This window comes from Empedobacter sp. UBA5036, from assembly GCF_002415215.1.
GTDB lineage: Bacteria > Bacteroidota > Bacteroidia > Flavobacteriales > Weeksellaceae > Empedobacter > Empedobacter falsenii_B.
Window position 1 is genome coordinate 1 of sequence record NZ_DICC01000030.1, and the last position, 15565, is coordinate 15565.

General features: G+C 31.8%; 15 protein-coding genes. 7 read left to right on the top strand and 8 right to left on the bottom strand.

The annotated features are described in order from the left end of the window. Positions 1-206 precede the first annotated feature (206 nt). The 3 genes from rocD to hemW form a co-directional block, all read right to left on the bottom strand. Positions 207-1439: an ornithine--oxo-acid transaminase gene (rocD, locus tag B4J88_RS05490; RefSeq protein WP_115000400.1), complete on the bottom strand. Its 1233-nt coding sequence runs from the start codon at positions 1437-1439 to the stop codon at positions 207-209. A 63-nt stretch (positions 1440-1502) separates the two neighbouring features. Beyond that, positions 1503-2312 (bottom strand): glutamate racemase, encoded by an 810-nt coding sequence (gene murI / locus B4J88_RS05495; protein WP_125349482.1) that lies wholly within the window; start codon positions 2310-2312, stop codon positions 1503-1505. Positions 2313-2329: 17 nt separating this feature from the next. Beyond that, positions 2330-3457 (bottom strand): radical SAM family heme chaperone HemW, encoded by a 1128-nt coding sequence (gene hemW, locus B4J88_RS05500; protein ID WP_115000397.1) that lies wholly within the window; start codon positions 3455-3457, stop codon positions 2330-2332. Between the two features lie 126 nt (positions 3458-3583). Here hemW and B4J88_RS05505 point away from each other — a divergent pair, with 126 nt between their 5' ends. Then, positions 3584-3775, top strand: a complete 192-nt coding sequence (locus B4J88_RS05505; RefSeq protein WP_038330556.1) for a cold-shock protein — start codon at positions 3584-3586, stop codon at positions 3773-3775. 54 nt (positions 3776-3829) lie between these two features. On the opposite strand, the gene B4J88_RS05510 is transcribed toward B4J88_RS05505, so the two are convergent. After that, positions 3830-4375 carry a hypothetical protein gene (locus B4J88_RS05510; RefSeq protein WP_115000395.1) on the bottom strand — a complete coding sequence of 182 codons (546 nt, stop codon included), beginning with the start codon at positions 4373-4375 and terminating at the stop codon, positions 3830-3832. A 41-nt stretch (positions 4376-4416) separates the two neighbouring features. Here B4J88_RS05510 and B4J88_RS05515 point away from each other — a divergent pair, with 41 nt between their 5' ends. From B4J88_RS05515 to B4J88_RS05525, 3 genes are read left to right on the top strand one after another with little or no spacing between them, the layout of a single operon-like run. Further along, on the top strand, positions 4417-4749 hold the full coding sequence (locus B4J88_RS05515) for an MGMT family protein (RefSeq protein WP_115000393.1): 333 nt from the start codon (positions 4417-4419) through the stop codon (positions 4747-4749). A 58-nt stretch (positions 4750-4807) separates the two neighbouring features. Next, positions 4808-5740, top strand: a complete 933-nt coding sequence (locus tag B4J88_RS05520) for an ABC transporter ATP-binding protein (RefSeq protein ID WP_038330560.1) — start codon at positions 4808-4810, stop codon at positions 5738-5740. A 12-nt stretch (positions 5741-5752) separates the two neighbouring features. Continuing rightward, positions 5753-7072, top strand: a complete 1320-nt coding sequence (locus B4J88_RS05525) for an ABC transporter permease (RefSeq protein ID WP_291066751.1) — start codon at positions 5753-5755, stop codon at positions 7070-7072. A 53-nt stretch (positions 7073-7125) separates the two neighbouring features. Here B4J88_RS05525 and B4J88_RS05530 read toward each other — a convergent pair whose 3' ends face one another. The 4 genes from B4J88_RS05530 to B4J88_RS05545 form a co-directional block, all read right to left on the bottom strand. Beyond that, entirely contained in the window at positions 7126-7920 is a 795-nt protein-coding gene (locus tag B4J88_RS05530) for a hypothetical protein (protein ID WP_257468040.1), read from the bottom strand. 138 nt (positions 7921-8058) lie between these two features. Beyond that, positions 8059-8823 carry a hypothetical protein gene (locus B4J88_RS05535; protein ID WP_286494881.1) on the bottom strand — a complete coding sequence of 255 codons (765 nt, stop codon included), beginning with the start codon at positions 8821-8823 and terminating at the stop codon, positions 8059-8061. A 7-nt stretch (positions 8824-8830) separates the two neighbouring features. Beyond that, on the bottom strand, positions 8831-9718 hold the full coding sequence (locus tag B4J88_RS05540) for a glycosyltransferase (RefSeq protein ID WP_291066754.1): 888 nt from the start codon (positions 9716-9718) through the stop codon (positions 8831-8833). After that, positions 9678-10211, bottom strand: coding sequence for a methyltransferase (locus tag B4J88_RS05545; RefSeq protein ID WP_125349489.1), 534 nt, complete (start codon positions 10209-10211; stop codon positions 9678-9680). The genes B4J88_RS05540 and B4J88_RS05545 overlap by 41 nt, the downstream gene beginning before the upstream one ends. Positions 10212-10300: 89 nt before the next feature. On the opposite strand from B4J88_RS05545, the gene B4J88_RS05550 reads away from it, so the two are divergent. The 3 genes from B4J88_RS05550 to B4J88_RS05560 all read left to right on the top strand — a co-directional run bounded on the left by B4J88_RS05550 (position 10301) and on the right by B4J88_RS05560 (position 15564). Then, positions 10301-10693, top strand: a complete 393-nt coding sequence (locus tag B4J88_RS05550) for a hypothetical protein (RefSeq protein WP_125349490.1) — start codon at positions 10301-10303, stop codon at positions 10691-10693. Between the two features lie 138 nt (positions 10694-10831). Next, positions 10832-11137 (top strand): hypothetical protein, encoded by a 306-nt coding sequence (locus B4J88_RS05555; protein ID WP_286494879.1) that lies wholly within the window; start codon positions 10832-10834, stop codon positions 11135-11137. A 98-nt stretch (positions 11138-11235) separates the two neighbouring features. Beyond that, positions 11236-15564: a CusA/CzcA family heavy metal efflux RND transporter gene (locus B4J88_RS05560; RefSeq protein WP_291066756.1), complete on the top strand. Its 4329-nt coding sequence runs from the start codon at positions 11236-11238 to the stop codon at positions 15562-15564. Position 15565: the final 1 nt, after the last annotated feature.

The window sequence follows — 15565 nt, forward strand, 5'->3', positions numbered from 1 at the left end:
AAAAAACGATGCAAAGGAACAAGAAACAAGATTTAATAACAAAATCGTACAAAAAGAAAAACAGTACAAATAAGAATATATGTACTGTTTAAAATAAAATGTTATTGGGCTAATCCTGTATCAGTTTTTCAGGACGTTACAAGTTTCGAATATAAAAAAACCTGATGAAATTTCATCAGGTTTTTTCTATATCATTTTATTGTTGATTATTTATTAAACTCTTGTGCAGTTTTACGAATAATCGCTAAACATTCGTGTAATTGTTCTTCGTTCATCACTAAAGGAGGAGCGAAACGAATGATGTTTCCGTGTGTAGGTTTGGCTAATAATCCGTTGTCTTTCATTGCAACACAGAAATTCCATGCTGTTTCAGATTCTGGTGTATCGTTGATTAAAATTGCATTTAATAAACCTTTTCCACGAACTGATTTGAATAATGGAAATTCTTCAGCCATTTTCGTGATTTCTGTTCTAAAAATTTGTCCTAATTTTTCAGAATTTTCAGCTAATTTTTCGTCCAAAACAACTTGCAAAGCTTCTGTAGCAACAGCCGCAGCTAATGGATTACCTCCATAAGTAGAACCGTGTTGTCCTGGTTTGATGACATTCATTATTTCATCATTTGCTAAAACTGCAGATACTGGATAAGCTCCACCTGAAACGGCTTTACCTAAGATTAAAACATCAGCATCAATATTTTCGTGATCGATTGCTAACATTTTTCCTGTACGTGCGATTCCTGTTTGAATTTCGTCCGCGATAAATAAAACATTATGTTGTTTACATAATTCTTCACAAGCTTTCAAATATCCTTCAGAAGGTACATTAACACCAGCTTCTCCTTGAATTGGTTCTACTAAGAATCCACAAATTTTATCTGCTTTTTCTTCTAAAATTTGTTTCAAAGCTTCAACATCATTGTATTCTACAGCTTCGAAACCACTTGTGTAAGGATTGAAATTTTTACGTGCATCTTCATCATTCGAGAAAGAAATAATAGTAGTTGTACGACCATGGAAATTGTCTTTACATACTACAATAATCGCTTCACCAGTTGGAATTCCTTTCTTTTCGTAACCCCATTTACGAGCAATTTTTAGCGCTGTTTCTACAGCTTCTGCACCCGTATTCATTGGCAATACTTTATCGAAACCGAATAATTCTGTGATAAATTTTTCGTATTTTCCTAATTCCGCATTATAAAAAGCACGAGAAGTTAACGTTAATTTTTCGGCTTGATCTTTCAACGCTTTAATAATTCTAGGATGACAGTGACCTTGATTAACAGCTGAATAAGCTGATAAAAAGTCGAAATATTTTTTTCCATCAACATCCCAAACGTAAACACCTTCACCTTTTTCCAATACAACTGGAAGTGGGTGATAGTTATGCGCTCCGTATTTTTCTTCTAATGCAATTAATTCTGCTGATTTTTCCATGTAATGATTTGTTTTTGTTTGTTCGTAATATTTTATAAAAAAACCGACAAATAATGGTCGGTTCTATTTCGTTTCTAAATTTTTCTCAATTAATTGAATATCTTTTCCAAAGAATTTTTTTGCCACTTTTATAATATTATCTGTATTGTCAGAAATATAAAATGTATAGTTTGCAACAGTATCTTTCGCAGCCAATTTTCCTTCTTTTGCCAATTGATAAATTACTTGATTCACGACAATTAAAGGTGAATTTACGATATCAACTTTTCCTTCAAATACTTGATTGATTTCTTTTTCCAGATGTGTATAATGCGTACATCCTAAAATAATCGAATCAATTCCTTCTAATTTTTTGTTCAATAAATACGTTTCTAAAACTGCTTTAGAAATCGTAGAATTTGTAAAACCCTCTTCGATAACAGGTACTAAGAGAGGAGTAGCCATTTCAATAACCGTAATATGTTTATTTCGACGACGAATTGCTTTCTTGTACGCGCCCGAATTTACAGTTGCTTTTGTTGCAATAACACCTATCTTTTCTCTTAATTCGAACGAAACTTTCTCCGCAACAGGCGAAATAACATCGATAACAGGAACATCTTTTCCAGCAGCTTCTCTAATTTCTTTCAACGAATTAGCGGTTGCAGAATTACATGCAACTAAAATCGCTTTACAATTATTGTCTATTAAAAAATTAGTAATGTCTACCGAAAATTGTGTAATCGCTTCTTTCGATTTTTCTCCATAAGGCAAATTTTGAGTATCGCCAAAATAGATCAAACTTTCGTTTGGTAGCAGACGTTTTATTTCTTTTGCAAACGTCAAACCACCAACTCCAGAGTCGAAAACACCAATTGGTCTGTTATCATTCATATCGCAAATTTAACAAATTAATTGATGTAAAATAATCTAGAAGCAATTCCGTCTGCGAAAAATTTTGCTTCGGGTTTCAAAATAATTTTATTTTCTTTCTTTTCGACTAAATTTTCGTTGATTAATTGATTGAGTTCTTGATGAAAAGAATTAACTAAAGGTTGAGAAAATTCTGAATTAATTCGATTTAAATCTATTCCATAAATTGTTCTCAATCCTATCATTATCATTTCATTAAATTTTTCTACTTCATTTAAAACTTCAATTTCTTGAGGTAGATTATTTTCGTTGATAGCTTGTATGTATTTAGAATTATTTGCAATGTTCCAAGCACGAGTTTTTCCGTTATAAGAATGCGCAGAAGGTCCAATTCCTAAATAATGAATTCCTTTCCAATAATTAGAATTGTGTAAAGAAAAATACTCTTCTTTTCCGAAATTGGAGATTTCATATTGAATAAAATCATTCGAAGTTAAAGTGTCAACTAAAAGTTGAAATTGTTCGTTTTGACGATCTTCATCAACCGGTTTTGTGATTCCTTTTTTGATTTGATGATCTAAAATTGTTTTTTCTTCGACTGTTAACGCATAAGAAGAAATATGTGGAACATTCAGCTCAATTGCTTTTTGCAAATTTTGCTTCCACATTTCGTTGGTTGTGGTCGTAGAACCATAAATCAAATCAATAGTGATATTTTCGAAACCAAAATCTTGCGCCAATTTTATCGAAGTTTCAGCTTCTTGTGCATTATGTGCGCGATTCATTAATTTCAAATCTTCTTCAAAAAATGATTGAACACCAATCGAAAAACGATTAATCGGAGTTGATTTTAAGAAATTAAGTTTTTCTTTATTCAAATCATCAGGATTCGCTTCGAGTGTAATTTCCTTTAAATTTTTGGTTGAATAATTTTTATAAATCGTTTCGAAAATACTTTCTAATTCAATTTCGGACAGGATAGAAGGTGTTCCTCCTCCAAAATAAATCGTTTCTAAAGGTGTTGAAATTTCATCTTTTCTGATCTCAAGTTCTTTATTAATTGCTTGAATTAAATTTGATTTATGTTGAAGATTTGTCGAAAAATGAAAGTCGCAATAGCTGCATTTTTGTTTACAAAACGGGATATGAATATAAATTCCTGCCAAAATATTATGATTTGAAGCAAAATTATAATGAAATTATAGGCTAAAAAAATTGTTATAAAAAAAACTAAAAATTAATATTGGTTTTGTAAATAAATCTTATATCTTTATCAACGAAAATAAAATACTATGAATAAAGGAACTGTAAAATTCTTTAATGAAGAAAAAGGATACGGATTTATTAAAGATGACGAATCAGGAAAAGAGTACTTCGTACACGTTTCTGGTTTAACAGACAAAGTAGCTCAAAACGATAAAGTATCTTTTGACTTAGAACAAGGAAAAAAAGGCATCAACGCCGTTAATGTGAAAGTAATCTAATTAATATATTATCTCAACATATTTCTTGTAAGCGACCTATTTAGGTCGCTTTTTTTATTCTTTGATTTCGTCGCTATTTTGATAAAACTCTGCATCACGAAGCAATTCATTCACGAAATGATACAATCTTCCTAGCTGATATTTTGCCAAATAATGACCATATAAACTCGCTAAATAGGTTCCTAAAGTAATCAATAATGCAATAGGAATACTCCAAATCCATACACTATTTCCTTGTACAATATATTCGGAAACCGCATAAGAGCCTAAGGTGATAAAAATAGCTCCGCTCAAACCATACAAAAATGCGAAAAATGTCCAAACATTAGAAGGCGGACCAATAATTCCTCTTACAACCAAATAGTTAGGATGATCATCGTCATCTTCAATTCTGATTTGTAATTGCGGGTGCCAATATTTATCCTTGTCTTTGCGGACACGAATCATCGCAACTTCCTGATTGGCATAACCTCCGTATTCAGTAGAATTTGTTTCAAGGTGTTTTTTGATTAAATCAATAAATTCTTGTTTTGATAAATGCGTAAAAACCTTAAAACGTGGTCGGCTTAAAAGAGATTTAATTGGAACTTTTTGGCTCATATTCTATTACTTTCTTTAAATTTACAATAAATGTTTAGATTATGACAAAAATCATTTCTGATACTTATGAGAAAATTTATGAAATAGTTCGTCAAATTCCCGAAGGACGTGTTTCTACTTATGGTTTGATAGCAAAATATATAGGAGAAAAATTTTCTGCGCGTGTGGTTGGTTATGCAATGAATCATGCACATAATCGAGAAGATGTTCCTGCGCATCGTGTTGTAAACAGAAATGGTTTGTTAACTGGAAAACATCATTTTAATCCTTCGAGTTTGATGCAGCAATTGTTAGAGAATGAAGGTGTGGAGATTATAAATGATAAAGTGATTAATTTTAAAGAAATTGTATGGGATCCGAATGAATCTCATTAAAATCTGTAACAAAATTTACTTTCTTCTTACTAATTTTACAAATCAAATGATATAGAAAATGGAATTTTTATTGCAAGCTCAAGGCTTAACAAGAAAATATAAAGATAAAGTTGCGCTTAATAATTTTAGTATCAATATTCCACAAGGTTCTATTTATGGACTTTTGGGACCAAATGGTGCTGGAAAAACGACTTTTATTCGTATTGTCAATCAAATTACAGCGCCAGATAGCGGGACAATTTTGTTGAATGGAGAACCTTTGACGAAAAAATCAATCGGTCAAGTTGGTTATATGCCAGAAGAACGTGGTTTGTACAAGAATATGAAGGTTGGAGAACAGGCACTGTATTTTGCAAAACTGAAAGGTCTTTCTTCTGCGGAAGCTAAAAAACGTACCGAATATTGGTTCGAGAAACTTGATATGATGTCTTGGTGGAACAAGAAATTGAGCGAGTTGTCGAAAGGAATGGGACAAAAAGTTCAGTTTGTGATTACAGTTATTCACAATCCTTCTTTGCTGATTTTTGATGAACCTTTTAGTGGTTTTGATCCTGTAAATGCACAAATTATTGCGAATGAAATTCTTGAATTAAGAGATAAAGGAACGACAATTATTTTTTCGACGCATCGTATGGAATCTGTAGAGGAAATGTGTGATCATGTTGCTTTGATTAATCAATCGAATAAAGTATTAGATGGAACAATTGAAGAAGTTAGAAATCAATTTAAGACAGGGAAATTTTCGATTCAATTGAATGAAATTCCCGCTGATTCTCTTCAAAATTTAGCGAATGAATTTGAGATTTCGGATGTACGAAACATTAATCAACGAACTGAATTTAATTTGTTATACAATAAAGAAACACCAACTAATGTGATTTTAGATAAATTGATGCAAGTGGGGCAAGTTCATCAATTCAAAGAAATTATTCCTTCGATGAATGATGTGTTTTTGGAAGCCGTTAAACAAAGTTCAATTCCTAATCTTTAAGCTAATTATCAAATGAAAAATATATTTTTAGTTGCACAACGCGAGTTCTTTTCTCAAGTAAAAAACAAAGCGTTTATTGTTATGACTTTTCTTTCGCCTTTGTTGATTGTTGGGGCAGGAGCGGTGATTTTCTTTTTGAGTTCTGCGAATAATTCGGAAGTGAAAAATATTGCAATTGTAGATGAAAGTACAGAGTTTGTAACCTCGTTTAAATCGACTAAACAAATGATGTTTAGTATTTACACGCCTCAAGAGTTGAAATCTATCAAAGATACTTTGAAAGGAAGCGAATATTTGAATGCGATTCTTCATATTCCGAAAAATACAGATGGAAATTATGATAATATTGAGAAAAATACTGAATTAATCACAAATGGAAATCTTGGAATTACTGATCGTGAAAAACTTTCGAGAACGATTAGTGATAAAATAGTAAAAGAAAAACAGGCAAAATCTGGTATTGACAAAGCGGCTTTAGAAGCTTCTAAGGCACGTGTTAACCTGAATGTTTTTAACGTTACAGACGGAAAAGAAGATAAAGGAATGGAGTTGAAAATCGGATTATCGATGTTTTTAACTTACATTATTTTCATGTTTGTGATGATTTATGGTGTAAAAGTAATGCGTTCTGTGGTTGAAGAAAAAAATAATCGCGTTGTAGAAATTATCATTTCTTCTGTAAAACCTTTCGAATTAATGATGGGTAAAATCTTAGGAACGACAATGGTTGCAGTCACGCAATTTGCAATATGGATTGGAATGACAATGGGGTTATTGATTTTATTTCCAACAATTGCTGCTTCAAGAATGGATATGTCGCAACAAATGATGAATCAAGCACAATTAGCCGAGACTAATCCAGATATGATGCAAAAAGTAACAGAAATTAGCGAAGTATTGTTAACGTTTAATTATCCGTTAATCATTTTTGCTTTTATTTCTTATTTTATCTTAGGATATTTGTTCTACAGCTCTGTTTTCGCGGCAATTGGTTCTGCGGTTGACAATGATACAGATACGCAACAATTTACATATTTTCCTTTAGTTCCGATGATGATTGGACTTTACGGAAGTATGACAACTTTCGAAAATCCTGATGGTCCAGTTGCTTTTTGGTTATCAATGATTCCATTGACTTCTCCCATCTCAATGATTACTCGAATTCCGTTCGATGTTCCGATTTGGCAATTAGCTTTATCCTTATTTTTGCTGTTAATCAGTACAATATTTATGGTTTATATTGCTGGAAAAATCTATAGAATTGGAATTTTAATTTATGGTAAAAAACCAACTGTGAAAGAAATGGTGAAATGGATTTCTTATAAAAACTAATTTCACACAATTTATAAAACCAAAAAAAGAGTTTGATTTATCAAGCTCTTTTTTTAATCGTCTATCGTATCTTTTTTGATGATTTTCGTATTATTTGGTACTTTTCCGTATAAAAAGTCGAGGTATATTTTACTGTAAGAATTAAATAATTGAAGTAATTTGAAATAATTTACATCATTCAATTCTATTTTAGATTCGGTATTTGTTAATGCATTTTCAATGAAATCTCTGATTTTGAATTTCGGAATTTTTAAATCATTTGTGAAATAATCTTCACCAAAATAATTCTTAATTTTTGTAATTTTATCGTATTTATCTTCATAATCAAGCAATGCTTTTCGTTGTTTGGCTTTACCAGAAAAAACATCATAAATACGCCCAATATCCAATCTCGTCAACGTAATATCTCCACTCAAAAATCCAGCTTTCAACGAAGATGTGTCTTTTATAGGTTTGATATCAGGATTAACACCAAGACTTTTATAAAGTTTTGTTACAACATCAGCTTTTTTTCCATTTTTGACATCTTTTTCAAGAATTCCTGTCAATTTTTGACCAATATATGCGGTATTCAATTGAATTGTCTGTACAGCTAAATGCACTACAATTGTTTGTTTATTGAACAAATTTGGTCTTAAGATAATTAGTCGATTTTCGTACCAATCAGATTGTATTTTTAGCGTGTCATTTACTTTTGCTTGAATAAGAAAAGTTCCTGTAAAATTAGAAATTGTTGTATGATTTGTTCTCAGATTTGTAACGTAAACTCCTTCTGCTGTATCGTCAGAATCATCAATGATAATGTTTCCTTGAACCCATTTTTCTTGTGCAAAAATAAAATTCGACAACAGCAATATTAGAATGGTAAATAGTGATTTCAATTGTTCGTGATTATACGTTTAATTATTTGTACGAAGATAAGTCTTAATAAATTAGCATCAATTTTGTTAACGTTTATTGGCTAAATTTTAAAAATCTATTAAGAATTATTGATTTTTGTTTTGATTTAATTCATTCAAATAATCTTTCGCATAAGATTCTAAATCAATCATTATCGTACCAAATTGTCTGCTCAAAACTTTTTCTTGAAGCGGATAACGCGCATTAACATAATATAAAAATTCTTCTATTTTATATTCAGGAATTTGTAATTGATTTGTATAAAAATCTGTAGGATAATAATGTTTAACTTCTTGAACGAGAGAAAGTTTTGTTTCGTAATTACGTACACGACGTTGCTCACGATAAAATCCATTCATATGACCAATTAATCGAACAGGATTTAAAACATCCATTGGTTTGAACTTCGCAATATCTCTTTTAGGTTCCAAATCTCGTAAACGTTGATCAAGACCCATTTTATCGTACAAATCTGTTTTATTATCCTTGTGATATTTAGGTTGTAAAGGACCTTTACCAATTGTAGCACCGCTTAATTCAATCGTTTCAATATCCAAATGTGCTTGTAAAAAACCTTTGTTGTAAATGTTTTGATTGACTACAATTTTTCTTGGAATCAAAAAATCTGCTTCAAACAAAATCGTGTCACCAACATTTGCTTGAATAGAATAATAGCCTGAAGGACTTGTATATGTCTTACTTTCTGACGTCAGATTTTCTATACGAGCACCAGAAACTGAGGAAATATAATCGTTTCCCTCGTCTACAACCACAGAACCAGTAATCAACTTATTTTGCGCAAAGCTGATGAATGGAAAGATAAATAGCGTGTATGTTAACCAATATCGCATGTTAGATTTAACCTTTTATTTTTTGTTTCATTTTCGACCAACGATAATTTCGGATAAATTTCTCTTGATCTCGATTTACCATTTTTTTTGTACCATTAATTTTAGCTTCAAAAAAACCTTTCAAATAATACAAAATATATGTTGGTTTCTTTTTACGTAAAGCCAATTTTGTGCCAGCAATTAATGTAATCCAAAATCCATAACCTAGTGAATAATAAGCTGCACCTTGTTTGTAAAGCGCCGATTTATTGTAACTCGCGCCAGTTGGTTTTAGATGTTTGATGTGTAAAGATTCGTCTGTAACAACTTTCCAACCATAATATTTACACAACAATTCGTCTACTGTATCCCAACCCATATGTGCGCGTAATCCACCAATTTTTTCGTAACAATTTTTTCTATACGCCTTAAATGCGCCACGAATATGGTCTTTATCTGTCAGATTTTCAAGAATCCATTTTCCGTCCTTATCAATATACGCAAAACCACCAACCATTGCAATATCTTCCTCATGATTAAAATGAGTTAAAATAGTCTCAAAATAATTGAAAGGAATATCTAAATCAGCATCCAATTTAACAATAATATCATAATTAGGATCAATGATTTCGTAACCTTTCAAGAAAGCTTGTATCACTTTGCTTCCTGGCTGATGTTCACCTTTTGATAAGATATTTCTTAATTTGATGAACGGATATTTAGCTATAAGTTCTTCTACAATTTGTTGTGTTTTATCGGTTGAATGATCATTTACAACAATCACTTCATATGGTAAAACAGTTTGATTAACGAGAGAATTTAGCGTAATCGCAATAAAATCTTCTTCGTTATGTGCAGGTATAACAATAGAGTATTTAGTAAGTAAAGTCTTTTTTTCGTTCTGCGTAGACAGCATAATATCTTGGTGTAATTCTTCTTAATAAGGGTCTTATTCCCAGTTTGTTTGATGGATGCGTCCATTTGTGACGATGTATTACATTCCATCCAGCTTTTTCCATTAACATGTCAAATTGCCAATCTTCAAATTCGTGATAATGTACATCTCGCGCATCATTTTGATTACGATAAGCAGGCGAAAACCACAAACGCATCGGAATTGAAGCTAATAATTTATCTCCAGGCAAATTTCTTAGCACTTCCATTGGATTTACCAAATGTTCTAAAATTTCTAAAGCCGTTACAAAGTTAGCATCATAATTTTGCAAATCCTTATAATAATAGTCCAAATCGTCGCCATTTGTATTTTTTACATCAAAACCATTTTCCAACATCACATCTGTAAAAGGATTTTTGATTCCTAAATCAAGAATTTTATCAGTAGGTTGAGCAAATTGTTTCAGCAAAGCTAAGGTTTCATTGTATCTTTTTTGTGGATATATTTTGTACATTGTGTTAGTTGTTTTCGGATGATAAATTTAATCATCTATTTTAATATTGCTCGTTTCTATTTTAAATTTTTTTATTGCAAATTTGCCAGATGAAAACGATTGGATATTATCGATTACGAAACAAAAATAAAGTAGAAGGTTTTGCGAAGGAGATAGATGGAGTGACCTATTTTAAAGGTTATAACGAGTTTTCTTGGCACGAAAATGCTTTACAATTTGATACCATAGATATTGGAATAGATATATTGGATAAACGAAATCGACGATTATTTACCAATGATATTGTGTTGTATAAAGTCTCTAAAAAACCATTCTTGCGTACAGGTTTTGTCGTTTACGAACCAAAACTGAAAGAATTTGGAATCGTAGATCAACAAAGTTTTCATTTTACACCTTTCTATGTTGAAGGTTTGTGTTTATTCGATCATGATAAACTCGAAGTAATTTCTCATTTATTTACGAAGAAAGAGGTTTCTAAGTAAGTTTAACGAGATTTTTCCATTAATTAAATTTGAAAACTATTAAATAGAGTGTACCTTTGGCTTGTGAAACTATGGGCAACTAAAATTTTAATTTTTTTATATATAACGACTTCAACTCAATTGTGTCAGTTATATAAATTGCCTGTGTTTATTTCTCATTTTATTGAACATGATAAAGGAGGAGATTTTTTGGATGAAATGAAAACTTTTTTAGTTCATCATTATGGAGGACATGAGGTTGATGCGGATTGGGAAACTGACCAAAAATTACCTTTCATGAAAGTTGAGTTTGTTCATATCGACTTTTTTTTCTCTCCTATAAAACTCTTTGATATTTTACACTTAGATAAAGAAATTTCTACCACTTCAATCAAAATATTTGATGAAGATTTCTTATATACTCATTATTTAGATTCTATTTGGCAACCGCCAAAACAAGCGTGATTTTTTTTAGATTTATGATAGATTGATTCTTTCAATTTATCCAATTTCAGCTATTTACAACTTGTATTTAGCACATTTTTAATCTATACAATTTTACGATGTTAAATAAAATTATTGATTTTTCAATCAAGAATAAATTTATCGTGGGTTTGTTTACGTTGGCTTTGTTGATATTTGGTATTTACGATGCGACAAAATTACCCATTGATGCACAACCTGATATTACATCTAATCAGGTTCAAATTATCACTGTAGCGCCTTCTTTTAGTGCAGAAGATATTGAGCGTTTAGTGACTTTTCCTATCGAACAAGCTAATTCTAATATTGGTGGGATTACCGAAATTCGTAGTTTTTCTCGTTTTGGATTATCATTGGTAACCATTGTTTTTGATGACAATACAGATGTTTATTGGGCGCGACAACAAGTAAGTGAACGATTGATTCAGGTTCAAAATGAGATTCCCGAAGGTATTGGAGAACCACAACTTGGTCCAATTTCGACAGGTTTGGGCGAAATCTATCAATATGTTGTTCGTCCCGCCGAAGGTTACGAAGATCAATATGATGAAACTGAATTAAGAACAATTCAAGACTGGATTGTTCGTCGTCAACTTTTAGGCGTTCCTGGTGTGGCAGATGTGAGTAGTTTCGGAGGAAAATTGAAGCAATACGAAATTGCAATTGATCCGCAACGTTTACAATCTTTTAGTCTGACAATTAATGATTTATTTGATGCACTGAGTGAGAATAATCAAAATACAGGTGGAGCTTATATCGAAAAAGGTCCTACTTCTTTATTCATCCGTTCTGAAGGTTTAATTGGTAACATCGAAGATATCGAAAATATTTTGGTCAAACGTTCGCAAAGTGGAACACCTATTTTATTGAGAGATGTTGCAGACGTAAAAACTGGCTTTGCTACGCGCTATGGTGCAATGACATATAACGATACAGGTGAAGTTTCTGGTGCAATTGTTATGATGTTGAAAGGAGCAAATAGTAACGAAGTGGTTAAGAATGTACAACAACGTATCGAAGAAATCAAAAAGACATTACCTGATGGAGTTGTTATTGAACCTTTCTTAGACCGTAAAAAAATGGTTGACAATACTATTCATACGGTTGAAACGAATTTACTTGAAGGAGCCTTAATCGTTGTCTTTATTTTGGTACTTTTCTTAGGTAATTTACGTGCTGGTTTTATTGTAGCTTCTGTCATTCCTCTGGCCTTATTATTCGCGATTATTATGATGAATATTTTTGGTGTAGGTGGAAACTTGATGAGTTTAGGCGCATTAGATTTTGGATTGATTGTCGATGGTGCTGTGATTATTGTAGAAGCGGCGATGCATCAGTTAGCACACAACAAAAAATTTGGGTTGAAGAATAAATTAACGCAAACTGAAATGGATCAAACAGTTGGTTCTTCAGCTAAAAAAATGGTGAATTCGGCTGTTTTTGGTCAAATTATTATTCTAATTGTTTATTTACCAATTTTTACTTTACAAGGAATAGAAGGGAAAATGTTCAAACCAATGGCGCAAACTGTTGCTTTTGCATTGATTGGTGCATTTATTCTTTCATTGACTTATGTTCCGATGATGACTAGTTTATTCTTAAGTAAAAAGAAGAAAATGAAACCTAATTTATCGGATCGTGTAATGGCTAAAATTGAGATTTTTCATCAGAAATATTTAATCAAAGCCTTAAAAGTTCGTACTATTATTCTAGCTGTTGTACTTTCACTTTTCACTATTGCTGTTTTTGTGATGTCTCGTTTAGGAGGTGAATTTATTCCAGCTTTAGAAGAAGGCGATTTTGCTGTAGAAGCACGTATTTTACCAGGAAGTAATATTACGACAACGAAAGAATATACGACCAAAGCTGCAAAAATCTTAAAAGATGAATTTCCTGAAGTTGAAATGGTTGTGACAAAAATTGGGAGTGGAGAGATTCCTACTGACCCAATGCCAATGGATACAGGAGATATGATTATTGTATTGAAACCTAAAAAAGAATGGACTTCTGCCACAACTTTTCCAGAATTATCGGATAAAATGAGTAAAGCTTTGGAAGATGTTCCAGGACTTTCAACGGGATTTCAATTTCCTGTTCAGATGCGTTTTAACGAATTAATGACAGGAGCACGACAAGATGTGGTGGTGAAAATATTTGGTGAAAATTTAGATAGTTTAGCCAATAATGCAGATAAATTAGGAAAAATAATCAATACTGTAAAAGGAGCGCAAGACTTATATATTGAACCAATTAATGGAATTCCACAAGTTGTGATTGAATTTGATCGTGCTTTATTAGCGCAATATGGATTGAGTATTGGAGAAGCAAATCGAATTATTAATATGGCTTTTGCAGGACAATCTACTGGAATGGTTTTCGAAGGTGAAAAACGTTTTGATATGGTGGTTCGTTTAGCAGAAGACAAACGCGAGAATATCGAAGATATTCGAAATTTATTGATTCCTACTGCTTCTGGAATTCAGATTCCATTGAATCAATTAGCAAAAGTAGATTATAAAAATACGCCAAATCAAATTCAGCGCGAAGATGCAAAACGTAGAATTGTTGTTGGATTTAACGTAAAAGGACGCGACATAGAAAGTGTTGTACAAGAATTACAACAAAAAGTTGATGCTCAAATAAAACTTCCTACAGGTTATTATACAACCTATGGTGGAGCTTTCGAAAATTTGAATCATGCTAAAGCTCGTTTAGGTATCGCTGTTCCAGTCGCCTTGGTTTTGATTTTTGTCTTGTTATTTTTTGCATTCAAATCAATCAAAGAAAGTTTATTAATTTATACAGCCATTCCGCTTTCTTCAATCGGTGGAATACTATTCTTAGCTGCGCGAGATATGCCTTTTAGTATTAGTGCTGGAGTTGGATTTATCGCACTTTTTGGAATTGCCGTTCTAAACGGAATTGTATTAATATCAGAATACAATCGTCTACGTGATAACGGAATTAAAAATACAACTCGAATTGTTATTATGGGAACACGAACTCGTCTTCGTCCCGTTCTAATGACAGCTGCCGTAGCCTCTTTAGGTTTCTTACCAATGGCTCTTAGTAATGGTTCGGGCGCAGAAGTTCAACGTCCATTAGCAACTGTTGTTATTGGAGGATTAATGGGCGCGACTTTCCTTACTTTATTTGTTTTACCAATTTTATATGTTATGTTCGAAAATATTCATTTTAAAAAGAAATCAACTCGTCATAAATCAATTCCTACAGCTATTTTATTAGTTCTAGCTTTGTTTGGAACAACTGCTAATGCGCAAGAACGTATGAGTTTTGATGAAGTTGTCAAGTTAGCTGACGCGAATAACCTCGAAATTAAACAAGCAGAATTGACTACTGTTTATCACGAGAAAAATGTGTTTGCCAATCGTTCGCTTTCACCTTTAGATATAGCTGCGGAATTTGGACAAGTGAATTCAGGTGAATTTGATAACAAGTTTACTATTTCGCAATCGTTTCAATTTCCTGTGGTTTTTAAACGTCAAAAAGCTTTGAACGAACAAATGATCAGTACTTCTAAAGCAAATGAACAATTGACGAAAGTTGAAATTAAACAACGATTAGCTAATCTGTATGTCAATATGCAAAATACAGAATATCAACAAGATTTATTGAAAGAAAATGAATTGATTTACCAAGAGTTTTTGAAGAAAGCAAATTTACGTTTGAAGAAAGGTGAATCAAACCGAAGTGAGGTTTCAACGGCTATTATTCAGTTGAAATCGATTCAAAATCAATTGAAATTAGTCGAAAATGAATTAGAAAATGAATCAAGACAAATTCAATTTTTAACCAATTCATCATTCAAAATTTATCCAACAAAAGATGGTGTAAATTGGAGTGAAATTGCAGGATTATCTGTTTCAAATGTACATCCAATGTTAAAATTAGCTGAAGAAAATATTCAGACTTCTACTTTAGAAACTGAAGTTGAAAAATCGAAAAAAGTTCCAGTTTTAACAGTTGGATATTCAAATCAAAGCTTTTCTGACTTGGATCAAAATCGATACAATTCTTTTCAAGTAGGAGTTGGCTTACCTTTGTTTAATAGAGGAATTAATTCGTCAATTGAAGCCTCAAAAGTTAAAACTGATCTTGCAAAACAAGCGTATACTTTACAACAATCGAAGTTGCAACAAGATTTTGATGTTTTAAAAAATAAAGTAAACGCTTACGAAGAAATAGTAGGAGATTTTGAGCAAACTCAACTTCCTGCTGCGAATGATTTACAAAAAACAATTAATCGTCAATTACTAGAAGGAGAGATTAATTTTTTGGATTGGGTGATTCTGAATAATCAAATCATCGAAGTGAAAACAAAGTTTCTAGAAGCAAAGAATCTACGTAATCAGGCTTATGCCGCAATGACTTTTTATACTGCACAATAAT